This is a genomic window from Paracoccus luteus, from assembly GCF_004522155.1.
Lineage (GTDB): Bacteria > Pseudomonadota > Alphaproteobacteria > Rhodobacterales > Rhodobacteraceae > Paracoccus > Paracoccus luteus.
Genome location: NZ_SDEA01000006.1, coordinates 19,280 through 41,723 on the forward strand (window position 1 = coordinate 19,280; position 22,444 = coordinate 41,723).

Annotated in this window: 23 protein-coding genes and 2 pseudogenes; 17 read left to right on the forward strand and 8 right to left on the reverse strand. The window is 65.8% G+C overall.

The annotated features are described in order from the left end of the window. Positions 1-12 precede the first annotated feature (12 nt). Both EPA64_RS09150 and EPA64_RS09155 read right to left on the reverse strand, forming a co-directional pair. A complete protein-coding gene (locus EPA64_RS09150) occupies positions 13-2,211 on the reverse strand; it encodes a CRISPR-associated endonuclease Cas3'' (RefSeq protein ID WP_134725993.1) in 2,199 nt (732 codons plus the stop codon). A gap of 334 nt (positions 2,212-2,545) precedes the next feature. Beyond that, positions 2,546-3,277 (reverse strand): hypothetical protein, encoded by a 732-nt coding sequence (locus tag EPA64_RS09155; RefSeq protein ID WP_220443735.1) that lies wholly within the window; start codon positions 3,275-3,277, stop codon positions 2,546-2,548. Here EPA64_RS09155 and EPA64_RS16460 point away from each other — a divergent pair. From EPA64_RS16460 to EPA64_RS09180, 5 genes are all read left to right on the forward strand, one after another. Continuing rightward, entirely contained in the window at positions 3,269-3,667 is a 399-nt protein-coding gene (locus tag EPA64_RS16460) for an isochorismatase family protein (protein WP_281278565.1), read from the forward strand. The genes EPA64_RS09155 and EPA64_RS16460 overlap by 9 nt on opposite strands. Before the next feature lie 68 nt (positions 3,668-3,735). Next, positions 3,736-4,617 (forward strand): DUF4011 domain-containing protein, encoded by an 882-nt coding sequence (locus EPA64_RS09165; protein ID WP_220443737.1) that lies wholly within the window; start codon positions 3,736-3,738, stop codon positions 4,615-4,617. 175 nt (positions 4,618-4,792) lie between these two features. Then, positions 4,793-5,551, forward strand: a complete 759-nt coding sequence (locus tag EPA64_RS09170) for a fumarylacetoacetate hydrolase family protein (RefSeq protein WP_134725999.1) — start codon at positions 4,793-4,795, stop codon at positions 5,549-5,551. A 22-nt stretch (positions 5,552-5,573) separates the two neighbouring features. Beyond that, on the forward strand, positions 5,574-6,578 hold the full coding sequence (locus EPA64_RS09175; protein ID WP_134726000.1) for a VOC family protein: 1,005 nt from the start codon (positions 5,574-5,576) through the stop codon (positions 6,576-6,578). Between the two features lie 382 nt (positions 6,579-6,960). Further along, the gene (locus EPA64_RS09180; protein WP_134726002.1) at positions 6,961-7,887 is read left to right on the forward strand and encodes a LysR substrate-binding domain-containing protein; all 927 of its coding nucleotides are present in this window, start codon (positions 6,961-6,963) and stop codon (positions 7,885-7,887) included. A 9-nt stretch (positions 7,888-7,896) separates the two neighbouring features. Here EPA64_RS09180 and EPA64_RS17075 read toward each other — a convergent pair whose 3' ends face one another. The 3 genes and pseudogenes from EPA64_RS17075 to aceE form a co-directional block, all read right to left on the reverse strand. Beyond that, the gene (locus EPA64_RS17075) at positions 7,897-8,349 is read right to left on the reverse strand and encodes an aromatic-ring hydroxylase C-terminal domain-containing protein (protein ID WP_425467022.1); all 453 of its coding nucleotides are present in this window, start codon (positions 8,347-8,349) and stop codon (positions 7,897-7,899) included. 159 nt (positions 8,350-8,508) lie between these two features. Next, positions 8,509-9,284, reverse strand: a pseudogene (locus EPA64_RS17080) (FAD-dependent monooxygenase); the annotation flags it as partial. Between the two features lie 13 nt (positions 9,285-9,297). Beyond that, a complete protein-coding gene (aceE, locus tag EPA64_RS09195) occupies positions 9,298-10,971 on the reverse strand; it encodes a pyruvate dehydrogenase (acetyl-transferring), homodimeric type (RefSeq protein ID WP_425467023.1) in 1,674 nt (557 codons plus the stop codon). A 7-nt stretch (positions 10,972-10,978) separates the two neighbouring features. Between aceE and EPA64_RS09200 the strand changes: the two genes are divergently transcribed. Beyond that, positions 10,979-11,239 (forward strand): nuclear transport factor 2 family protein, encoded by a 261-nt coding sequence (locus EPA64_RS09200; RefSeq protein ID WP_281278566.1) that lies wholly within the window; start codon positions 10,979-10,981, stop codon positions 11,237-11,239. A gap of 17 nt (positions 11,240-11,256) precedes the next feature. Here the strand turns inward: EPA64_RS09200 and EPA64_RS09205 are convergent, their stop codons facing one another. Continuing rightward, positions 11,257-11,469: an aromatic-ring hydroxylase C-terminal domain-containing protein gene (locus tag EPA64_RS09205; RefSeq protein ID WP_134726008.1), complete on the reverse strand. Its 213-nt coding sequence runs from the start codon at positions 11,467-11,469 to the stop codon at positions 11,257-11,259. A gap of 263 nt (positions 11,470-11,732) precedes the next feature. On the opposite strand from EPA64_RS09205, the gene EPA64_RS09210 reads away from it, so the two are divergent. The 8 genes from EPA64_RS09210 (at position 11,733) to EPA64_RS09245 (ending at position 18,933) form a co-directional block, all read left to right on the forward strand. Beyond that, on the forward strand, positions 11,733-12,797 hold the full coding sequence (locus tag EPA64_RS09210; RefSeq protein ID WP_220443738.1) for an extracellular solute-binding protein: 1,065 nt from the start codon (positions 11,733-11,735) through the stop codon (positions 12,795-12,797). 137 nt (positions 12,798-12,934) lie between these two features. Beyond that, positions 12,935-13,990 (forward strand): ABC transporter ATP-binding protein, encoded by a 1,056-nt coding sequence (locus EPA64_RS09215; RefSeq protein ID WP_220443739.1) that lies wholly within the window; start codon positions 12,935-12,937, stop codon positions 13,988-13,990. Further along, a complete protein-coding gene (locus EPA64_RS09220) occupies positions 13,987-14,865 on the forward strand; it encodes an ABC transporter permease (RefSeq protein WP_134726013.1) in 879 nt (292 codons plus the stop codon). The genes EPA64_RS09215 and EPA64_RS09220 overlap by 4 nt, the downstream gene beginning before the upstream one ends. A gap of 11 nt (positions 14,866-14,876) precedes the next feature. After that, a complete protein-coding gene (locus EPA64_RS09225) occupies positions 14,877-15,674 on the forward strand; it encodes an ABC transporter permease (protein WP_134726015.1) in 798 nt (265 codons plus the stop codon). A 12-nt stretch (positions 15,675-15,686) separates the two neighbouring features. Continuing rightward, the gene (locus tag EPA64_RS09230) at positions 15,687-16,424 is read left to right on the forward strand and encodes an aldolase/citrate lyase family protein (protein WP_134726017.1); all 738 of its coding nucleotides are present in this window, start codon (positions 15,687-15,689) and stop codon (positions 16,422-16,424) included. 26 nt (positions 16,425-16,450) lie between these two features. Further along, entirely contained in the window at positions 16,451-17,272 is an 822-nt protein-coding gene (locus EPA64_RS09235; protein WP_134726018.1) for a carbon-nitrogen hydrolase family protein, read from the forward strand. Between the two features lie 11 nt (positions 17,273-17,283). Beyond that, entirely contained in the window at positions 17,284-17,952 is a 669-nt protein-coding gene (locus tag EPA64_RS09240) for an RraA family protein (RefSeq protein ID WP_134726020.1), read from the forward strand. 39 nt (positions 17,953-17,991) lie between these two features. Further along, entirely contained in the window at positions 17,992-18,933 is a 942-nt protein-coding gene (locus tag EPA64_RS09245) for a LysR family transcriptional regulator (protein ID WP_134726021.1), read from the forward strand. 124 nt (positions 18,934-19,057) lie between these two features. Here the strand turns inward: EPA64_RS09245 and EPA64_RS09250 are convergent, their stop codons facing one another. Next, positions 19,058-20,233 (reverse strand): extracellular catalytic domain type 1 short-chain-length polyhydroxyalkanoate depolymerase, encoded by a 1,176-nt coding sequence (locus EPA64_RS09250; RefSeq protein ID WP_246026696.1) that lies wholly within the window; start codon positions 20,231-20,233, stop codon positions 19,058-19,060. A 21-nt stretch (positions 20,234-20,254) separates the two neighbouring features. Further along, on the reverse strand, positions 20,255-20,656 hold the full coding sequence (locus EPA64_RS09255) for a CopG family transcriptional regulator (protein ID WP_134726023.1): 402 nt from the start codon (positions 20,654-20,656) through the stop codon (positions 20,255-20,257). Positions 20,657-20,960: 304 nt separating this feature from the next. Between EPA64_RS09255 and EPA64_RS17010 the strand changes: the two genes are divergently transcribed. The 3 genes and pseudogenes from EPA64_RS17010 to EPA64_RS16715 all read left to right on the forward strand — a co-directional run bounded on the left by EPA64_RS17010 (position 20,961) and on the right by EPA64_RS16715 (position 22,378). After that, positions 20,961-21,395 (forward strand): PQQ-dependent sugar dehydrogenase, encoded by a 435-nt coding sequence (locus tag EPA64_RS17010; protein WP_342773366.1) that lies wholly within the window; start codon positions 20,961-20,963, stop codon positions 21,393-21,395. Next, positions 21,308-21,742, forward strand: a pseudogene (locus EPA64_RS17015) (PQQ-dependent sugar dehydrogenase); the annotation flags it as partial. The gene EPA64_RS17010 and the pseudogene EPA64_RS17015, both read left to right, overlap by 88 nt. A gap of 222 nt (positions 21,743-21,964) precedes the next feature. Next, on the forward strand, positions 21,965-22,378 hold the full coding sequence (locus tag EPA64_RS16715; RefSeq protein WP_246026704.1) for a PQQ-dependent sugar dehydrogenase: 414 nt from the start codon (positions 21,965-21,967) through the stop codon (positions 22,376-22,378). The last annotated feature ends 66 nt before the right edge of the window (positions 22,379-22,444 follow it).

Consider the following 22,444-nt stretch of genomic DNA (forward strand, 5'->3'; position numbering starts at 1 on the left):
TCCGGTCAACTGTCAGGCGAGCATCGTACCAATGTCGCCCAACCCCTCGACAGCCAGACCCGCCCGCTCGTGGTAGAGCGACGGCGCCTCAAGCAGCGCGAACTGCTCGCCGAAGCGGTCGCCCTGCCACCAGGCCAGCACTCCCGCCGCCCAGAGGTCACGCCAGAGTCGAAAGGGCACATTGACTGTGAAGGATTGCAGCGCCCGCGCCGCAGTCCCAGGGGAACTCCATTGGAGTTCATCCAGGAGCGCCTGTGATACTCCATAGTCGCCATCGCGGACGATCACGGCCTTTTGCTCGTCGCCGATCAGGCGGAAGGCGCGTTCTATGTCCTCGAAGGGGCAGGCCAAGCCTGCCTTCTCGATCGCACGCAAGATGCCGCGGACCTTGGCCGTCTCGCCCACCTCGGCGCTGTCGAGCGCATCATCGCCCCAGGCATGCCAGAGTGTCCTGAAATACTCTGAGACGGCCGCGGGCGACAGCGGATCATCCAGGAACCGCTCCAGCACCGCGCGACCCTTGGCTGCGTAGTCCTCGACAACCGGTGGGGCGGGATGGTCGGACTGGAACACCAGCAGCTCACCCAGAGCCTCCATTCTCCCCTCGCGATTGCAACGCCCGGCGGCCTGCGCGAGCGAGTCGATGCCCGCCGCCGCGCGCATCACCAGTGGGAAGTCCACGTCCACACCGGCCTCGACTAGCGATGTCGAGACGAGGCGCACCGGCTGTCTGGCCTTCAGCCTTTCGCGTACGATTGCGAGCACCTGCCGCCGGTGCGCTGCGGTCATCAGCGTGCTGAGATGTACCGCACCCTCTGTCAGTGTCACCGCATCGAAGAGCCGCCTCGCTTGCATTCGGTTGTCCACAATGAGCAGCGCCTGACGGGCTGTACGAAGCCGAGCCGCCAGCTCCTCATCACTTTGCGGCCCCAAGTCGCGCACCCGCACGCGTTTTAGCGCCGCGTGGAGCATCGGCGGATCGGGCGCGAGCTCTCGTGCCCCCTTCAGCGCCTCGGGCGCCCTGAACCCCGCCTCGACTGTCAGCGCGGGCTGCGTCGCGGTGCAGAGGACGACGGTGGCGCCGTAGCCTTCGGCCAGTTCCGTCAGCGCCGCGAGACAGGGGCGCAGGAAGCCGCGCGGCATCGTCTGCGCCTCGTCCACGACGATCACTGCGCGGGCGAGGGCGGGCAGCTTGCGGCAGCGCTTCTTGCGTGCGGCGAAGAGGCTCTCGAAGAACTGCACCGCCGTGGTAACGACCACCGGCGAGTCCCAGCTCGCCCCGGCCACCCGGCGCTGCTCGCGCTCACTCTCGTCCTCCCCGCCCAGGTCGAAGGCCGAATGGTGCTCCAGCACCGCATCCTCGCCCAGGACGCGCCGGAACACCGCCGCTGTCTGCTCGACGATCGAGGTGAAGGGCGCGACATGGACGAGCCGCGTCATCCCGTGTGCCGCGGCATGGTCCAGCGCGAAGCCGAGTGATGCCAGCGTCTTGCCGCCGCCGGTGGGCACCGTCAGGGTGAACAGCCCCGGCCTTTCCGCCGCCATGCCACGGACATGAGCGAGCACCTGGGCGCGAAGGGCGTTGACCGGCCCGTCGGCGGCGAGGCCCGCGACATGGCGGTTGAGGTCGTCCCGCATGGCGGACGCGAGAGCGGTGGGGCGGGGCGGCGCGTCTGGCAGCCCCAGAGCCGCGCTCTCCCACGCGGCTGTCTCGCGGTCGTCGGCGTCCGTCAGGCAGCCGTAGAGGAACCGCACGAGGAACTGCGCCCTGAAGGAAAGCCGCGCCCGATCGGGACCGCAGTTGAGGAGCCTCTCGGGAGGTGGGGGCATCTCAAAGAACAGCCAGTCGGGCAGGTCGAGCCGCTCCGCCGCGGCGATGCGCTGCCTGAGCCGGTCGGGATTGGGCAGCCGCCCGTGATGGCCGGCGACTGCGCCGGCGAGCATGCAGCCGAAGGCGCCGCCCCGCTCCTGCAGGAGACGCGCACCCTCGCCCGAGTGGGAGACCTCCAACGGGCTTCCTCTCAGGCGTGCCTGAAAGGCCGGCTTGATCTTGCCGATGTCGTGAACCAGACCGAGAAGCCGTCCGTACGCTCCCAAGCCCGCCACGTCAGCCCGACGCGCCGCGCCGTCGGCAACCCGTTCAGCGTGCTGCTGGAGGGTCTCCCATTCGGTTTCCGGTCGACCGGGCAGGCTGTGGGCATGGATAGGCATGGTGTGACACGGGCATATTGGCATGCCCTCACGCGCCGCGCCATATGGGTGGTGTAGTAGCCGGCACGGGTCCTCTTGAGATACCGTTACGGCTGGTCCGAGTGGTTCGGTGACCTCTAACAGCGTAGTGGCTGCAGGTTCTGGCCGTTTCATACCGCAAGCGCCGGGCTGAACTCGAGCGCCCTGACGATTTCAGCGCGGGTTCTTGCCTCGTGTCGGGGTATTAGTCCAGATCGGAGGTCAGGGTAACGGACGCAGACGAACTCGAGTTCAACTCTCGGTGGCCTCAGGTCCCCGCAACCAAAACTGGTTGACTCGACGCCCCGCGATCTCCTCACGGGGCTTTGTCGTTGCCGCAGTGACCGAGAATTCCCGCCAGGTCGCCGACGAGATCCAGTGCTAGCACGCCCTCGCCCTCCGGCACCGCCCGCACCTCCGAAATCATTCCCCGAAGAATCTCCGCTGCTTCCGCGCGGCAATTCGGTGTGTTCAGCGCGGCAATCAGGTCGTCCACCTTGCCCTCATACACGGTGGCCATCCTCGGATGCAGGAGCACCGCATCTTCCGCAGAACCTGCGAGTTCCGTCGTGATCTCCGCCTTGTGGATCTCGAGCGCCTGCATCGACGCCTTCATGCTGGGTTGGTACAGGCCATCGGCAATCGCAGTGATCATGTTGGCGATCTTGGCCTCGACTTGCGCGAGTTCGCGCTGGAGATCTGCCAGACGCGCCCCACGCTCCCGGCGGAGAAGGGACTGTTCACGATGATACTCGGCCACGAACTCGCCCACGAGATCCGGGTGCATCAGCTTCTCCCGCAATCCACCGGTCCTGCTGCTGCTCGACCACCAGACCGGGCTGTTCCCGACCGTCAACGACATTCCCGTGGACGACCTGCGTCGGAACACGGTGGCGTTGGCGAAGATCGCCAAACTGGCCGGCATTCCGATCATCGTGACCGCGTCCGAGCCGAACGGCCCCAACGGCCCGATCATGGAGGAACTGGCCGAAGTGGCGCCGGACGCGATCAACGCCGGACAGCTGGGCGAGGTGAGCGCCTGGGACAAGCCGATTTCGTCGAGGCGACCGGGCGCAAGACCCTCATCATGGCCGGCGTCTGGACGAGCGTCTGCGTCGCCTTGCCGGCCCTGCAGGCCGAGGCTGACGGTTATAACGTGCTCGCGGTGATGGATGCCTCGGGCGATGTCAGCAAGCTGGCGGCGGACGCGGCGATGCTGCGGATGGCGGACGGAGGGGTCGAGTCCGTGACGACCAACACGATCCTCAGCGAGACCCACCGGACCTGGAAACGCCCGGACGCGCCGCAGTGGGGCGAACTCTATGCCGAGCTGGTGCCGGAATACCAGTCGGTGGTCGAGAGCTACACGCGCGCGCAAGCGGCCGCTGCCCCCGCCGGGGAACAAGGCCGCAGGCGGCCAGCAACTCTGGCCCGGTGATCGGCCATGGAGGCCGCCCTCCGGCGGCCTCCATCATTCATGAAAACCAAGGAGAGAGTGCCATGTGCTTGTTCAACGGAATCTCGCCGCTGGCGGTCGCGCTCGCCGCGGTCACTGCGGTGTCCGCCGCCCACGCACAGGGCCAGCAACCCGCCGACCTCGTGGTCATCAACGGCAAGGTCCATACCGTCAACGAAGACCAGCCCGAGGCGAGTGCCTTCGCCGTAAGGGACGGCCTGTTCGTTGCGGTCGGAAATTACGACGCCAGGACGCTCGAGGACGAACAGGGCGTCAATGTATTGTATCTCACTCTCGGCGCTCTGCGCTGGGTCGATCCGAACGACAGGAAGAACACCCGCCGCGCCCCGCTGCTGCTGATCCCCGTCGCTCTGGAGCGCGGGACGGCGGGCGAGCGTTTCCGGCTGAGGGCGCGGCCCGAGGATTTCGCGGCGAACCTGTCGCTCGAGAACTTCCTGGACCGGCTGCATGGCATCCGCCTGCCCGAGGTGGAGCCGAGCGAAGGCTTCGATCTTTCGGCATATCTCGAAAGCGTCGAAACAGCCGTTGAAGGGAAGGACGGATGGGGCGTCGAGCGCGATGTCATCGTGCTGAGCTTCTTTTCCTTTGCCAAGTTCATGATGTATCGCGGCCTCGATCCGGCCAACTGGCCCGCGGACGCCCCTTTGACCGGGCGTCCTCTGCTCAAGGGCCTTCTCGCAGATGGCTTCGAGCGCGGAGAACCGCTGGTTCCGGACGATGTGCCGATCGACCCGATCATTTCACCGGCCGAGATGCACCACATTCTCGACAGCGACAGTTCGCAGACGCTCGCCGTCCACGAGGTGCGCCGGGGGCGCAACCTGGTCATTCAGGGCCCGCCGGGAACCGGAAAGAGCCAGACGATTGCCAATCTGCGTGGTAAAGGGGATAGGGGCGGTCGCCGTTGCTGAAAACGGCGTCGAGGACGAGATGGGACATGAAGGATGGCGCGCCCTCGGCGCGGTCGCGCGCCTCCGCGGCAGGCGACATGGTGACCGACCGGGATCTTATCTCGGGCTCTTACGTAGGCGGCCGTTGTCGGCGTGCTGCCGTTGATGCTGGCGATTGTGTTCGAGCATTGCGTCAATGCCGAGCCAACTCCTCAGTCACAGTCACGGCCGAGAACGCGACCTTGTCGACATCGATCCTGACTCGGCGACCTTCCTGCCGCCGGTCGCGCATCCCGAAAAGATCGTCTGCGTCGGCCTGAACTATACCGATCATTCGGCCGAAAGCGGCTTCGAGCAGCCGGCGTATCCGACCCTGTTCGGGCGCTTCAACTCCAGCCTCATCGGCCACGGCGCGCCGATCCTGCGCCCCCATGTTTCCGAGCAGCTCGACTATGAAGGCGAGCTTGTCGCCGTGATCGGCAAGTCGGCCCGCGACGTCAGCGAGGCAGAGGCGCTGAACCATGTCGCCGGCTACTCGATCTTCAACGACGGCTCGATCCGAGACTATCAGTTCAAGTCGCCGCAATGGACGGCGGGCAAGAACTTCGACAACACCGGCGCCTTCGGCCCGTATTTCGTGACCGCCGACGCGCTGCCTGAAGGCTGCAAGGGGCTGAAGCTCGTCACCCGCCTGAACGGCGAGACGGTGCAGAGCGCGATGATCGACGACATGGTGTTCTCGGTCGCGCAGATCGTCTCGATCTGCTCGCAGTTCATGACGCTGGAACCCGGCGACGTGATCGTGACCGGCACGCCCTCAGGCGTGGGCCTGGCGCGAAAGCCGCAGTTGTTCATGAAGGATGGCGACGTCTGCGAGGTCGAGATCGACCAGCTTGGCGTCCTGTCCAACCCGATCCGCGACCGCGCGCGTCCGGCGCTGGCGAAATCGGCCTGACATCCATCTCGGGGAGGAAGCGATGACTGCGATTACCGGAAAAGTGGGCGTCACCAAGCGTCCCGGCGAACTCGGCATCCACTCGATGGACACCTTCAACATGATGGTGCCCGACCTGAAGGTGGCCGAGGATTTCTACCGCTCCTTCGGGCTGGATGTGCGCGAGGAAGGGCAGGGGCTGGGGATCTACACCTTCGGCTCGTCCCACCGCTGGGCCAGCCTTGCCGAGGGTCCGCGCAAGAAGCTCAACCACCTGAGCTTCGCGGTGTTCGAGGAGGATTTCGAGCCGATCCGCAAGCGCATCGAGCGGAACGGCGTGCGCATCATGGATGCCCCGCGCGGCTATTGCTACGACTCGAACGGCTTCTGGTTCCAGGACCCGTTCGGGATGAACATCGAGATCAAGATCGCCGAGAAGTCCTCGCCAAACGAAAAGATGGACTTCACCACGCAGTCCTGTCCGCCTGGGCAGATGGGCTCGGTCTCCCGAACGAAGGCGCTGAAGGTGCAGCCCAGGCGGCTGGCGCATATTCTGGCGTTCACGCCGTCGGTGCCCGAGTCGATCGAGTTCTATTCCCGCAACCTGGGCCTGCGTCTGTCGGACCGGCAGGGTGACGGGATCTGCTTCATGCACGGTATCCACGGTTCGGACCACCACCTGATCGCCTTCGCCAAATCATCTGCGCCGGGTCTGCACCACTGCTCGTGGGACGTCGGCGGCGTCAATGAAATTGGCCTTGGCGCCTCGCAGATGGCCGACAAGGGCTATCAGAAGGGCTGGGGGCTCGGCCGGCACGTGCTGGGGTCGAACTACTTCCACTACGTCAAGGACCCGTGGGGCAGCTATTCCGAGTACTCGGCCGACATCGACTATATCCCGGCCGATCAGGACTGGAACGCGGGCGACTATCCGCCGGAGGACGGGATTTATCTCTGGGGCCCCGAGATCCCGCAGGATTTCGTCTTCAACTATGAGGCGGCAGACGCCGACCGGGTCACACCGGGCGCGGTTGCGGGCGCCGTCTGACCGACGGCGCGCGGCAAAAGGGGACAGCGCGGGAGGGCATAACCCTTTCGGCACCACTCCCTTCGCCCTGTTGCGAAAACCACGGGTTGAGAAGGCAATGCCGGCCTGAGCGCGAGCCGCGATAACGGTCAAGGGCAGCGCAAGTGTCCAGGTCGCGTCGGACCGGAAGCGGCTGCCCCCGGACAGCCCCGTGCTTTCCTTTCAGCAATCCATCGCGTGCGGGTCCACATTTAACGGCGCTGAATGCAACGGCAATGCTGCGGTAACGGGCGCCGCAACGGCCCGCCTGTCAGCGGTGAGCGTCAGGTTTGTTTGACGGCACCGCCAGCGTGGGCAACATGAGCATGGTCAATCCCAATTCGCCGATGGCAGAAGAGATCGCGTGAAGCTGAACCAGATCAGGGATATCATCGCGACAGCCGACGCCGGCAGCTTGCGGGCTGCCGCGCGGCATCTGGGGGTCACGCAGCCTGCCATCACCCGCAGCATCCGGGAGCTGGAGCAGGAGTTGGGCGTGCCCCTGTTCGAGCGCCACCAGTTCGGCATGCAGCCCACCGCCATGGGCCAAGTGATGCTGAGGCGTGCCCGCGCCATCCAGGAAGAGTTGCGCCGCGCCCGCGAGGAAATCGGGCAGTTGAAGGGCGAAATGACCGGCGACGTGCGCGTGGCCATGTCGGCGATTGCGACATTCGCGCTGATGCCGCAGGCAGTCCGGGCGTTTCGGAACGCGCATCCCCGTGCAGTGCTGAAATTCGTCGAAAGCTTCTATCAGCCCATCGAGGTCCAGCTGCTGAACGGCGAGATCGACTTCTTTGTCGGTCCATTCGCCGATCCGGGCCGGGGCAGCCGCGTCACCTCGGAAACCCTGTTCCAGAACCGACGCATCGTGATCGCGCGCAAGGGGCATCCGCTGGCAGGCGCCGCCTCGATCCGGCAGCTGACTGGGGCGGAATGGGTCAAGCAGGCTCTGCACGACCGCGAAAGCGAGGGCGATTTCGACCGCCCGTTCATCCAGCACGGGCTGCCTCAGCCGAAAGTGGTGATGCACACGACCTCGGCCACGGCCACGCTTCTGGCCGTGGCCAACAGTGACCTGCTGACCTCGGTGCCCCGGCAGATACTGACCGCGCCGATTTCGGCCGACCTGTTCGATGTCATTCTCGTGCGCGAGGATATCGCTGCCGCACCCATCTGCCTCGTGCGACGGATCGACCTGTCGCTTACCCCGCTGGCGGAATACCTGTTCGACCTGTTCCGCCGCGCGGGACTGCGATACGGCCGCGCGGCGGAGGAGGGTGCTGCAACCTGACGGACCCTCTCAGGCGGCGGCCACTGCACGGCGGCCGAGCAGCCGTTCCAGCACGTCGCGCGATGGCGCGCGATCGCCGCGCCAGGCCACGTGTTGATCGGGCCGGATCAGCACCAGCGGCGCCTGATAAAGCCCAGCCAGCCGGTCGTCCTGCGGCGCCAGGACCGTCAGCGGAATGTCTTCCGCCTCGATGGCCGAACGCGCCGCGTCGATCTGCGCCGGATCGGCGTCACGCGTCACCAGCAGCGTGAACCCTGCCCCGAAATGGTCGTAAAGCGACGATCCGTCGGCCAGCCAGCAATGCGGCGCGATGCAGCCCGGTGTCGCCGAGGGGGTGTAATCCAGCGAAGGCCGCCAATCCTTTTGCGTGCCATCATCCGCAATCGCGGGCGAATCGCGGTAACAATACCCAAGCACCACGCCGCGGGCATAGAATTCGGCCGCCTTGTGGCGGCGCACCATTTCGGCCGCCTCGACGCGCGCCGCCTCTCCCTCGGGCGTATCGTCCTCGAGATGCGGCAGGATCAGCTGGTTTGCAAGAATGGTATGGTTCGCCTCGGCGGCGTCCAGAACCAGTTGCGCCGTTTGACGGCGTTCCACCTCATAGCTGTCCAGCAGCGAAGGGCCCGCCCAGCCCAGCAGCACGGCAGCCAGCTTCCAGCCCAGATCAACCGCATCGCCCACGCCCAGAAGCATTCCGAAGCCGCCGAAGGGTGGGGGCAGATGCCCGGCATCACCTATCATGAACGCCCGGTCGCGCCTGAAACGGTCGGCCAGAAGCTTGCTGGCGACCCATTCGTCCGAACTCAGCACCTCGATCTCGGTGTCGATTCCGGTTGATGTCCGAATCATCTCCTCGGCCTCGGCGGGCGTTGGCTTTTGCGCCGATCCGATGGCGGTGGGCATGAAGAACCACAGGTCGCCCTGGTCCATCGGCCCGATCAGGCTGGGCATGTCGGGGTTGATCTGCCAGAACATGATGCCATCGCCATGCGGATGCGCCTTGGCCAGACCGGCGCGCGGAAGATGATGTTGAGGTTGCGCGACAGCCCGTAGGTGCCTTCCATCTTCGCGCCGATCGCCTCGCGCACGGCGCTGCCGGACCCATCGGCCCCGACCAGGTAATCGGCCGCAAGCGTCCAGTCGCTGCCGCTTTCGGCGTCGCGGACGCTGACCGTCACGCCGTCAGGTCCGGGCTGATAGCCGGTGAAGGTCTGGCCGTACAGGATCTCAACCCCCGGCAGGCTCAGCGCGTGGTCGATCAGCACCCGTTCCAGCTTGTATTGCGGGATCCACTGGCCGTGTTCCGAGAAATGCTCGTTCCGTTCGGCCTTGCAGTCCAGCGCATGTTCGAACCGGTGCAGCAGGTGCCCGCCCAGCCGCGTCACAAAGGTCACATGGCTGGGATAATCAACCCCAGTTCGGGATGGTCGAGGCGGTCAGATGGCTCGTGCCGTCCTGATGCTGCAATCCCTCGCCCGACAGGGTCGTGCGCCCCGCGGTGGCGCCCAGAAGAAAGCCGCGCGCACGCTGATCGGCGGCAGCCCAGATCAGATCGCCGACCCGCTGGAAGCCGAACATCGAGTAATAGATGTAGAAGGGCAGCGTCGGGGTGTCATGCACGCTATAGGAGGTGGCGGCAGCCGCCCAGCTCGAGATTGCGCCCGCCTCGGTGATGCCTTCCTCCAGAAGCTGGCCGTTCGCCGCTTCCTTGTAGAACATCATCGACCCGGCGTCCTCGGGCTCATAGAGTTGCCCCTTCGGGGAATAGATGCCGACCTGCCGGAACAGGTTGTCCATGCCGAAGGTGCGCGCCTCGTCAGCCACGATTGGCACGATCCGCGGCCCGAAGGTCTTGTCCTTCAGCAGTCCCCCCATCATCCGCATCGCGGCCATGGTGGTGGACATCTCCTTGCCGTCGGCCTCGATGGCAAACTTGCCGTAGGTGGAAAGTTCCGGCGGTGCCGTGCGCTTGTCATCAGAGATGCCTGCCTGCCGCTTGGGGAGCCTGCCGCCCAAGCTCGCGCGCCGTTCGCGCAGATAGGTCATCTCGGGGCTGTCGTCGGCGGGCTTGTAAAACTTCAGCCCTTCAAGATCGCCCTCGGCCAAAGGCAGGTTGAACCGGTCGCGGAAGGCGACCAACGCCTCCATGTCCAGCTTCTTGGACTGATGCGCGGTCATCCGGCTTTCGCCGGCATTGCCCATTCCGTAGCCCTTCTTGGTCTTTGCCAGAATGACCGTTGGACGGCCCTTGTGAGCCTTGGCAGCGGCGAATGCGGCATGGAGCTTGCGGAAATCATGGCCGCCGCGCTTCAGCGCGTGGATTTCCGCGTCCGTCAGGTGGGCGACCAGATCGCGGGTTGCCGGATCGGCGTCGAAGAACCTTGCGCGGTTGTAGTCGCCGTCCTTGCTGCCCAGATTCTGATACTGGCCGTCCACGGTGTCGGCAAAGCGGCGCAGCAGGGCCAGATCCTTGTCACGGGCGAAAAGCCCGTCCCATTCCGACCCCCACAGCACCTTGATGACGTTCCAGCCGGCGCCGATGAACAGGCTTTCCAGTTCCTGAATGATCTGACCGTTGCCGCGCACTGGCCCGTCCAGCCGCTGCAGGTTGCAGTTGACGATGAAGGTCAGGTTGTCGAGGTTCTCGCGTGCCGCCAGCGTTAGCCCTGCAATCGATTCCGGCTCGTCCATCTCGCCATCGCCGAACACGCCCCAGACATGGCGCCCGGCCGTGTCGGCCAACCCGCGCCCTTCCAGATAGCGCATGCATCGCGCCTGGTAGACCGCGCTGATCGGCCCGTGGCCCATCGAGCCGGTCGGAAATTGCCAGAAATCCGGCATGAGCCAAGGGTGCGGATAGGAGCACAGGCCATTGCCGCCGACCTCCTGACGATAGTTGGCAAGCTGCTCCTCGCTCAAACGGCCTTCCAGAAAGGCGCGGGCATAGACGCCAGGGGCGGAATGGGGCTGGAAATAGACCAGATCGCCACCGAAGTCCTCGGTCTTCGCGCGGAAGAAATGGTTGAAGCCCATCTCGAAGATCTCGGCCGCGCTGGCATAGCTCGCGACATGGCCGCCCAGTGTTCATCTGAGCGGTGCTGCCGACACCAAGGCGGGCTACATGCAGGGCTTCCGCGAAAAATACAGCTTCCGCGATGTGAAACGGGACGATCTGAACATCCGGCTGTTCGGCGACGTCGCTGTGATGACCGGACCGCTGACACAACGGCTGATAGTGCGGGAAACCGGCGAGGTGATGGAGGTGCGTGCCTTCACGACCCAGGTCTGGCACCGCTCGGGCGAAGGTTGGGTGATGAACACCTGCCACAACGCACCCCTGAAGGTCTGAAGTGCTGGGCGGCTGATTCAGCCCGTCGCGCCTGCCCACAGCTTCAATGCCCTGTCCAGCCCGCCGGGATTCCGGCCGGTCGGGTCGCGCCACAGGACATGGCCATCGGGCCGAACCGCAACGGCGCCCCGATCTCCGATCCCCAGCAGATGGGCCGCCGAAGGGCCGAAATCATGGCCTTCGGCGCCGATCAGCCGGATGGTGAGAGGAACACCGGAATGCTGTTCCATCGCCAGGGCACCAGCGCCCGCAGGTTTCCCCGGCGCAGCCTGCGCCGCTCGGGGCGGACTGCCAGCCTTGCGGCATCGCCAGATGGTTTGGCGGCGATCGGGCGTATCGCGCGGTGGACGCCTCTCCCAGCCCTGTGGAAAGGCCTTTTGACCCTGCATCGAACGAGGCTGGAAACAGGTTCTCTTGTCATGCCATCAGTTTTCGTTGCTGGACGCTGATGCGCCATTCGGGCTCCTCTCGCAGGATATCGAGGGAGGATATGATGGACCGCAAGATCAACCGGACGATCGTGGCCGCAGCTGCGTCGGTTTTGGTCGCCGGCACGGGCCAGGCAGCCGATATCACGGTGATGGGCTATCGGGGCGGCGGCTTCGAGGAAAACTACGTGAAGGCAGTGGTCGAACCCTTCATGGCGGCGAACCCCGACATCAATGTCACGTTCTTCGGGGTGCAGAACGCGGCGACGGCCCTAGGCCAGATGCGGGCGCAGAAGGACAACCCCAGCGCCAACGCCGTCATCTATGACCTGTCGGTGGCCAAGATCGCCGCGACCGAAGGGCTGACCGAGACCTTGGATACGGCGGCGCTCGCCTCGTATGCCGACCTTCATGACATCGGCAAGGAGCTTGGCGGCGAAGCGATCCCGCTGACGTATGACACGCTCTCGCTGATCTATAACCCCGAGGCATTCCCCGAGGCGCCGACCAGTTGGAGTGCGCTCTGGGATCCGGTCCGCAAAGGCAAGGTCGTTGTTCCGGCTCAAGGCGGCGGCGACATCCAGGCGATCCTGCTCACCATCATCGCCAATCGCATCGCGGGCCAAGATGACTACAAGACAACGATCGAGCCGGGCGTCGAACTGTTGGCGACGCAACTGGCGCCCCTGATCCAGACCTGGGAACCCAAGCCTGACGCCTACAGCCTGGTCGCCGACGGCACCGCCGATGTGGCGATCGGCTACAATGCCCGCGCGCAGCACTTTTTCGACCAGACGGGCGGCCGGGTGCTGTCGGTGGCGCCGTCCGAGGGAACGGCCGCACAGATCAACGTCATCAGCGCGATCGCGGGCGCCCCGGAACCCGAGGCGACACAGCGCTTCATCGACTACGCGCTCAGCCCCGAGGCGCAGGCGGCCTTTTCGGAAGCGATGTTCTACGCGCCCACCAACAGCAAGGCAGAGCTGGACGAAGCGACCGCCGCCCGCATCCCCTATATGGATCCTGCCACGCGCGAGGGGCTGATCCATGTGGACTGGATGACCATCGGCGAAATGCGCGACAGCATCCTGGCACCGTGGAAGCGTCGGATCATTCCGGCGAGCCGCTGAACCAACGACGCGCCGCGGCACGACGTGTGCCGCGGCCCGCATGGTCGTCCCTACCTACAGGAAACACGATGCAGCAACCAGCCGAGAACAGGCAGACGACACCTGCCGCGCAGCCTGCCTTTCTGTCGCTTCGGGGCGTGACCAAGCGCTATCCCAACGGGTTTGTGGCGGTGGACGATCTGCACATCGACGTGCCCAAGGGAAGCCTTCTGGGGCTTCTGGGACCATCGGGCTGCGGCAAGACCACCACGCTGCGTATGGTGGCCGGGCTGGTCCCGATCGAAGAGGGGCATCTGGTCGTCGATGGACAGGAGCTGTCTGCCGCACCGCCGCACCGTCGCGATATCGGCCTTGTCTTCCAGAACTACGCCCTGTTCCCCCACATGACGGTCGGCGAGAACGTCGCCTTCGGTCTGGAGATGCGAGGCGTGCCCCGGTCGGAAATCCGTGCGCGCGTCGACGAGGCGCTGGAGATGGTCCGGCTGCCCGGCTATCGCGACCGCAAGCCGCGCGAGATGTCGGGCGGACAGCAGCAGCGTGTGTCGCTGGCGCGGGCGCTGGTGATCCGTCCTCGGCTGCTGCTGCTGGATGAGCCTCTCTCGAACCTGGATGCCAAGCTGCGCGACGAGATGCGGGTGGAAATCCGCGAGATTCAACAGCGCCTCGGGATCACCTCCGTCTTCGTCACCCACGATCAGGTCGAGGCCCTGACCATGTGCGACGTCGTCGGCGTCATGAACAAGGGGCGGCTGGCGCAGCTCGGCTCGCCCGACGACATTTACGAGCGTCCGGCCTCGATGTTCGTGGCCGAGTTCGTCGGGCGGATCAACAAGCTGCCCTGCGAGATCGTCGCGGGGGATCGGGTCAGGCTGGCGGGGACGGTCTGTCGCAGCGCAGCGCATGACCTGCCGGAAGGCCGGGGCATCGCCGCCATCCGCCCCCATCGCATCCATCTGACCGCCGCGCGCGACCCGAATCTGGTCGGCAACTCGACGAATGCGGTCAAGGGGATCGTGCGCACTGTCACCTATATCGGCGACATCGTTCAGTATGACGTGGAAATCGCCGAAGGCGTGCTGCTCAAGATCGAACAGCACACGCAAGGCAGCGGCCTGCACCACAATACGGGCGACGAAGTCCTGTGCGAGTGGGCGCCCCGCGACATGCTGATCTTCGGGCGGGACGACGCATGAGCGCGACCCAACCCACTGTCGCGACCGGAAAGCGCGTTCCGACCGGCCTGCTGATCGCAGCACTGCTGCTGCCGCTGGCCCTCATCAACCTGGTGAGCTTCATCATTCCGGTGGTCCGGCTGACCTCGATCTCGTTCATCCAAAGCACGGGTGGCGGGGTTCTGACCGACAACTGGACGCTGGAAAACTATATCGGCTTCTTCACCGACCCCTTCAGCCTCGAACTGATATGGAATTCGGTCGTGATGTCGCTGGTGGTGACGGTCGGCACGCTGATCTGTTCCTATCCCATCGCCCTTTTCCTGCATCGCGTGTCGCCGAGGTGGCGCAACATCCTGTTCGTCATGACGATCTCGCCGCTGCTGGTCAGCGCGGTTGTCCGCACCTATGGCTGGATGGTCCTGATGGGGGACCGCGGCGTCATCAACGGTCTGTTGATGAATGCAGGCATCATCGACAGCCCGTTGCGGCTCGTCAACAATACGCTCGGTGTCTATATCGGGCTGATCGAAATCCTGATCCCCTACATGGCGCTGTCCCTGATTGCGGGTTTCGGCCGGCTCGAGCGCAGCTACGAGGAGGCGGCCGCCTCGCTTGGCGCCAGTTCTTTCACGCGTTTCCGCCGGGTGATCTTTCCGCTGACCCTTCCCGGCGTCGCGCTTGGCTGCCTGCTCTGCTTCGTGCTGGCGATCAGCAGCTTCGTCACACCCAAGCTGCTGGGAGGCGGGAGGGTCTTCCTGCTGGCGACCGAGATCTATGATCAGGCGGTGATCCAACTGGAATGGCCGAGCGCGGCGGCGACCTCGATCGTCGTGCTGGTGATCTTCGGCCTGGCACTGGCCGTCTATGGCCGCGTCTCGCGGCGCCTGGACTGAGGGAGGACGAGATGATCGGCCATATGAGCATTCCGTTCCGGCTGCTGGTGCTGGCGCTTTATATCTTTCTTCTGGCACCGCTGCTGATCGTGGTCCCGCTGTCGTTCAGCAACGACCAGTTCCTGACCTTCCCGCCAGAAAGCTGGGGGGTGAGATGGTATGTCGCCATGTTCCAGCACCGGGACTTCGTGAAGGCGCTTGGCATCAGCGTGACTCTGGCGACCGTGGTCACGCTCATCAGTCTCGCAGCAGGTATTCCGGCCGCCTATGCGCTGAAGCGGTTCGAGTTCCGCGGCCGCGAGGCGCTGGCGGCGCTGTTCACCGCCCCGCTGTTGCTGCCGTCCATCGTGCTTGGCCTTGCGGTGCTGCTGGTGTTCGTCCGGTGGCGGCTGCTGGGCACCTGGACCGGGCTGACGCTCGCGCATCTGCTGGTGACCACGCCCTATGTCATCCGCATCATGATGACCTCGTTCTCGACGCTGCCGCCGTCGGTGGAAGAGGCGGCGACGATGCTGGGCGCCTCGCCGCTGACGGTGTTCCGCCGCATCACCCTGCCGCTGATGATGCCGGGCCTGGTGGCCAGCGCGGCGCTGTCGTTCCTCATGTCGTTCGACGAGGTGGTGATCTCGCTTTTCGTCACCGGCCCGCGCCTGCGGACCCTGCCGGTCGAGATCTTCGATTACGTCGAAAGCCGCACCGATCCGATGGCTGCGGCCGTGTCGGTCGCGATCATCGCCGTCACCCTGGCCTTCATCATCGTGATCGAGCGCACCCTCGGGCTGTCGCGAACGGTCGGAAAATCCGAGTAAGGGAATAGCGAGATGACCATTGAACCCACCGAAAAGCTGGCGCTGTGGATGTCGCAGCCGCATTTCGGCTTTCTTGAGATTGCCCATGTCTCCGGCGCGCGGCACCTTGTGGTGGAGCTGGAGCACGGCACCTTCGACCTGTCCACGCTGGACCAGTTCCTTGCCTTTGCCCGCGCGCTCGGCTTCGAGCCGCTGTGCAAGGTGCTTGCCCCCACGACCGAGGCGATCCAGCAGGCGCTGGATTTCGGGGCGCACGGCGTTATCATCCCGCATATCCTGGGCGCCGAACATGCCGCCGAGGTGACGCGAGGGGCGAAATACCCGCCGGTGGGCGTGCGCTCCTATGCTGGCGGACGGGCCTTCGATTACGCCCGACCCGACAGCTCCGTCTTTGATCGAATGAACCGCGAGCGCCCCTGCTACGCGATGATCGAGACCGCCGAGAGCCTTGCCGAGGTCGAGGCCATCGCGGCGCTGGACACAGTGGACGGACTGTTCCCCGGCCCTTCTGATCTGGCGCTCGCCTGCGGACGCGGCGCCTACGCCTTCAACGATGCGGATCGGGTCGATCTGCGCCGGATCGCGGCCGCCGCGCGCGATGCTGGCAAGCCCTGGATCATGCCCGCCTGGACCCCGGCCGAGCGCGCTTTCGCCCGCGAGGAAGGTGCCGACATGCTGATCGTCGCCACGCAGATCATGACGCTTCGCGCCGGGATTTCCGCGATGCTGAACGCCGCCAAGGCAGATTGAAAAGAAATGCAGAAAGGATGTCACTGATGAAAATCTCGTTGATCCAGACCAACCCGCAGCAGGATCGCGCCCGCAACCTGGAAACCGCCAGGAAGCTGATGGAGCAGGCGTTCGCGTCCGACGCGCCCGATCTTGTCGTGCTGCCCGAGTATTTCGAACTGCTGGGCACCACGGTTCAGGAAAAGATGGAACTCGCCCAGCCGCACGGCGGCGACGCCTATCGCATGGCACAGGACTTCGCCCGCGAGCACAAGGTCCATGTCCATGCCGGCACGATCATGGAAAAGGTCGAGGGCGAGAACCGGATCTATAACACCAGCTTCGTCTTTGACCGCGCCGGGAATGAGGTCGCGGCTTATCGCAAGATCCACATGTTCGATATCACCTCGCCTGACGGGCAGGCCTACAAGGAATCCGCGACCATCAAACCGGGCGAGGATATCGTGACCTATGACGTCGACGGTATGACGGTCGGCTGCGCGATCTGCTACGACATCCGCTTTGCGGAGCTGTTCCTCGAACTGGAAAAGCGCGGCTGCCAGATGATCGTGCTGCCCGCCGCCTTCACGCTGCAGACCGGCAAGGATCACTGGGAGGTGCTGGCCCGCGCTCGCGCGATCGAGACCCAGACCTATTTCGTCGCCTGCGGAACGACCGGCCAGACCGTCTCCGAAGGCGTGGTGCGCGCCACCTATGGTCATTCGCTGGTCTGCGATCCGTGGGGCCATGTGGTCGCGCGCGCCTCGGATGGGCCGCGCTGGGTGACGGCTCGCGTCGACCCGGCGCAACTTTCGCGGGTGCGTAATCTCATTCCGGTGCGCGAGCATCGCCGTCTGGCCTGCGGCTGAGGGCAGGCGCGATGTATGTTGTGCGTGATATGCCCGAACAGGTGCGGGCTGACGATCTGGCGCTGCTGGCCGATGTGGAAACCGCAACGGTCGGCCACTGGCGACTGTGGGGCTTTATGGATCGCCGCATCCAGCCGCTGTTGCCGGGGCGCCGCATCGTCGGCACCGCAGTGACGCTGGCGATCTCTGGGTCGGATTCGACGCTTCTGCATCATGCAGCCGGGCTGCTGAGACCCGGCGACGTGCTGTGTGTCGATCGGCTGGGGGATGACCGTCATGCCTGCTGGGGCGGGGGGGTGACCGTCGCGGCCAAGGCGTCGGGCGCGGCGGGGGGGATCGTGGACGGCCCCTGCACCGACCTGTCCGAGATCCGGGATTCCGACTTCCCGATGTGGGCGCGTGGATTGTCGCCCATCACGACACGGATCTATGATCTGGGTGGCGGGATGAACATTCCGATTTCCTGCGGCGGGGCGGTGGTCATGCCAGGGGATGCGATCCTTGCCGATGAAAGCGGCGTTCTGGTCCTGCCCCGTGCAGAGGTCCGCGAGGTCGCCGGGCGCGCCCTGTCGATTCAGGCTGCGGGCAAGAAACGCGAGGCGCAGGTGCGCGATCGCGAGGTGAAGCTGGGCGAGGTGTCGGGCGCCTCGGCCAAGGTTCTGGCCAAGCTCGCGGGTTGAGGCGATAACTGCGGATGCAGGATTTGCGACGGTATCGACATGAACATCCGCTTTCTCGAAACCGTCGTGAACCTGGCCGAACTGCGCAACTTCAGGATGACGGCCGAGCGGATGAACATCACGCCGGCCGCCATCTCGAACCGAATTGCCGCGATCGAGCAGGAACTGGCCATTCGCCTCTTTGACCGCGATGCGCGTGAGGTATCGCTCACCCGAGACGGCGAGGTGTTCCTGCGCGAGGCGCGCAAGATCGTGCTGGCCTGGCACCGGCTTACTGCCGAACTGTCGCCGGTCACGCCGACAGAAGGCACCATCCGCATCGGGGTTCTGCCCACTTTCGCTTTGACGGTCCTGCCCGACATGGTCAATGCGATCCGCGACCGGTTTCCCCGGGTGCAGGTGTCGATCGCGACGGAAAGCTCGTGGGTGCTGCAACAGAAGCTGGACCGGCGCGAGCTGGACATCATTCTGGGCTTTGCCCCGGCCGAGCCGCAAAACCTGCGGGTTCAGCCACTGTGCCGCTTCGGGATGTTCTGGGTGGCGGCCGCGGATTATCCGGGCTGCGCCGGACGCATTGAGTCGGCCGAATTGCTGGACCATTCGCTCATTTCGTATGAACCCGCCAGTCCGACCCACCAGCGCATTGTGGAGTATCTGGGCACGCCCGCCGGGGACGTTAACGTTCATCATTCGAACACCCTGACCACCACCATCGGCATGGTCGAAGGCCGGATTGGAATCGCGGTCCTGCCGCCCGTCGCTATTCAGGAACAGCTGCGCGACGGACGCCTGCAGGTCCTGGATGTCTATCCGCGTTTTCCGCCGCTGGAGTATTTTGTAATCTGGCCCAATCCCTCGCTCTCGACGCTGCCAAGGATCATCGCCCAACTGGCGCAAAAGACATTGACGGCGTTTTGCGCGGGCTTTGACGACTCCCTGGCTTGGAGCCTTGGAGAGAATGCGAGCGAAGATTACAGCTGAGGAAGAGAGTTTCCTGCCGCGAGGATCGGGAACGATCAGCGCCTTCGCCACGGGGCCGCGCGGCAGGTGTCGGGGCGGCGGCCGCCGCCCGCATCGCCGTTGGTCGCGGCCTGCATGATCGCCGTCAGCGCCCCTCCATGAAGAACCGCGTCATTTCGGCCGAGGCGTCCGGCCCCGACGGGTCCGTGTGGCTGCCCGAGGGATCGCCGCCGGACCACGCATGGCCGAGACCATCCACTGTCCACTGCTCGACCATCGCCCGGCCGTCGGCCGCGCGGATCTGCCGCCGCTGATACGCGCGGCCGCCACCGTGCCCGCGTTCCGTGACGGCTGCGCCCGCGCCGATGTCCGCGCTTGCCGCGACAAGGGCGTCGGCATTGGCAGGATGGACTGTCGCGTCCGCGGTCCCGTGGAACACGATGGTGCGCACGCCGGGGGCCGCCCTTCCTGCCGGGGCGGCGGGTTCGCCGCGCATGGCCGCGAACGCCGAGACGACGTCATGGGCGGCCCCCGGCGGCAGGCCGGAATGGACCCCCACCGCCGCGAACAGCTCGGGATGCGCGCGGCCCAGGATGGCGGCCATCGCGCCCCCCGCGGAAAGCCCGGCCGCAAAGATGCGGCCATCGGGAACGCCGAACTCTGCCGCCACCTCGCGCGCGAGACCCGCCAGGATCGCAGGCTCGCCCGACGTTGCGGTCTGGTCCCCGGGCCGGAACCAGTTCCAGCAGGCCTGTGCGTTATGGGCGCGGGTCTGATGGGGATAGGCGACGATCAGCCCGTGCCGCTCGGCCTGCGCGTTCATGCCGGTGCCGCGCGCGAAATCGTCGGGGTTCTGGGTGCAGCCGTGCAGCATCAGAACCAGCCCCTGCGGCCCGTCGGGCAGATGCGCGGGCACATACAGCCGATAGTCGCGCTGGCCGTGCCGACCGGAATGGCTGCGGGTCTCATACCGCGCGCCTTCGGGGACCGGGGGCGGCGCGGCGGGGGCGGTGTCGGGCAGGCCCGGCATCGCGACCTTGTGGCGAAGCGCGCGCACCGCCTCGCCCAGACGCATCCGCAGCCGTGGGGGGGTGTCCGGCGACGTGGGCCGCACGCGGCCAGCGGCGGCGCGGGGCCGATCCTCGACGATCTCGGCATCCTCGATCAGCGCCGTATCGCGGCGGCGGGCAGGCGCGGGTGCAGGCGGGGATGCGCCCGGCGCAAGGACCGCCCGGATGGTGCGCGTGGCCCCGGCGGGATCGCCGGCGCGTGTCTGTTCCAGCGCCCGGCGCATCGCCGTCGCAAAGGATTGGTCCATCATGTCTCTCCTGTCAGCCGCGTCTCAGCGGGTTCGGTCCTTCAGGGCGGCCTTGACGGCGGCAGGCCCCTGCAATGCCCCCAGCACGGTGATCGAGCCGATCGCGGCGCGGGCGAGTTCGGGTGTGATGTCCGGGGCCAGCCGCGCCAGCCCCACGACCTTGATGTGCAGTTCGGTGCCGGCCGCCACCGCCGCCTCAAGCTGGGCGCGGGTCAGGTCGCGCAGGCCCAGTTCCAGCGTGTGCCGCTCGATGGCGCGACCCAAGGCGTCGCCCTGCGTCGCCAGCTGGTTGCGGATCGCGGTGCGGATGAAATCGCTGCGGTTCGAATAGAACCCCTCCTGCACCAGCAGGTCGATCCGGCCCAGATCCACATGCCCGAGGTTGATCGTGATCTTCTCGCTATCCGCAGGGACCGGGTCTCTCATCGAACATGCCTCTATTTGCCATCCATGTGGATGGTATATGGATGGTATTGGCGGGCTGTCAACAGGTGTGGCTACCCGACAGCCTCATCCTGACCGTATCGGCATCTTCCGCCTGCACCGCAGCGGCGGTCCCCGCCAATGCAGCGCCCATCCCCGGCCGCTCAGGCGTGCCGCGCCGGGAACCGGGCGCATCAGGCGGCGTTGCGCTGCACGCGTGATTGTCCCCGCGCGTCCCCGGAACAGGAGCTTTCCGATGCGCCTCTGGACCAGCCTTTGCCTTTCGACCGCGGTGGCGGCCGCCATGATGTCGCCCGCCGCCGCCCAGTCCCCCCAGGACGTGACCCCCGCCGAGTTCCCGTTCCAGAAGTCGGTTCTGGTGCAGGGCCTCGGCAATCCCTTCCAGGTGCGCGTCGGTCCCGACGGCTGGCTGTGGGTGACCGAGCGCACCGCCGGCCGGCTGAGCCGCGTCAACCCCGAGAACGGCAGCGTGCAGAGCGCATACGAGTTCCAGCTGCCCGAGATCACCAGCGGCGCCCAGACCGGCGTCATGGGATTTGCGTTCCACCCCGACTTCGGCAGCACCCGCAGGTCTTCGTCTATCTCACTTATCGGGACGACGCGCGCACCGATCGGACGCGACCCGACGAGGCGGACCCCTATCACCGCATGTTCAACAAGGTCGTGCGGCTTGATCATGACGCGGCCAGCGGCAGATTGTCGAACCCGACCGACGTGCTGACCGGCATTCCGGCGAACAACGACCACAACTCGGGCCGGATGGAGGTCGGGCCGGACGGCATGATCTATCTGACCGTCGGCGACATGGGCCACAACCAGCTGGCGAACTGGTGCCGCCCGATCGAGTCCCAGACCCTGCCCACCGCCGAACAACTGGGGTCCGAGGATTACTTTGCCTATCAGGGCAAGGTGCTGCGCCTGAACCTTGACGGCAGCATCCCCGAGGACAACCCGGAAATCGAGGGCGTGCGCAGCCACATCTTCAGCTATGGCCACCGCAACCCGCAGGGCATCGCCTTCGCGCCCGACGGCACCCTTTACGCCAACGAGCACGGGCCGGATTCCGACGACGAGATCAACCTGATCCGCGCTGGCGGCAATTATGGATGGCCGCATGTCGCGGGGCAGCAGGACGACAATTTCTATCTTTATGCGCAATGGTCCGAGGCGTCCGAGCCGTGCGAGCAGCTGGAATGGATCGGCCCCTCGCAGGGCGCACCTGACAGCGTGCCGCAGCAGAAGGAAAGCGAATGGCAGGCGCCGGACAATTACGTCGCCCCCATCGCCACCATGTTCACCATCAGCGAGCCGATACCCGGCTGCGAGGATTTCGGCTATTTCTGCCGCCCCAGCGTCGGACCGTCGTCGATTGCCTGGTATGACGGCGAGGTGCCCGAATTGCGGGGACGGCTGCTCAGCACCGCGCTGAAGCACGGATCGATCTATGCCTTCGATCCGGCGGCGGGCGAGGGGGCGGGGTTCACCCGGTATTACCTGGGCCAGAACCGCCTGCGCGACATCGAGATCGCGGACGGCGGCCGCACGATCTATCTGCTGACCGACTCGCAGGGCGGGGTGCAGACGCCCGAGGGCGAGGGGGGCCGGGGGGCTGGAAAACCCCGGCGCGATCCTCGTCTATACGGCCGGCGGCGGCAGCGCAGCGCCAACCACGGAACGGGACGCGGCGCCCGGCGACACGGCTGACGGTGACGCGGCGGCGGCGGATCATGCCGGCGATCAGCCCGTCTCGGACCAGGAGGCCGCCGAGCA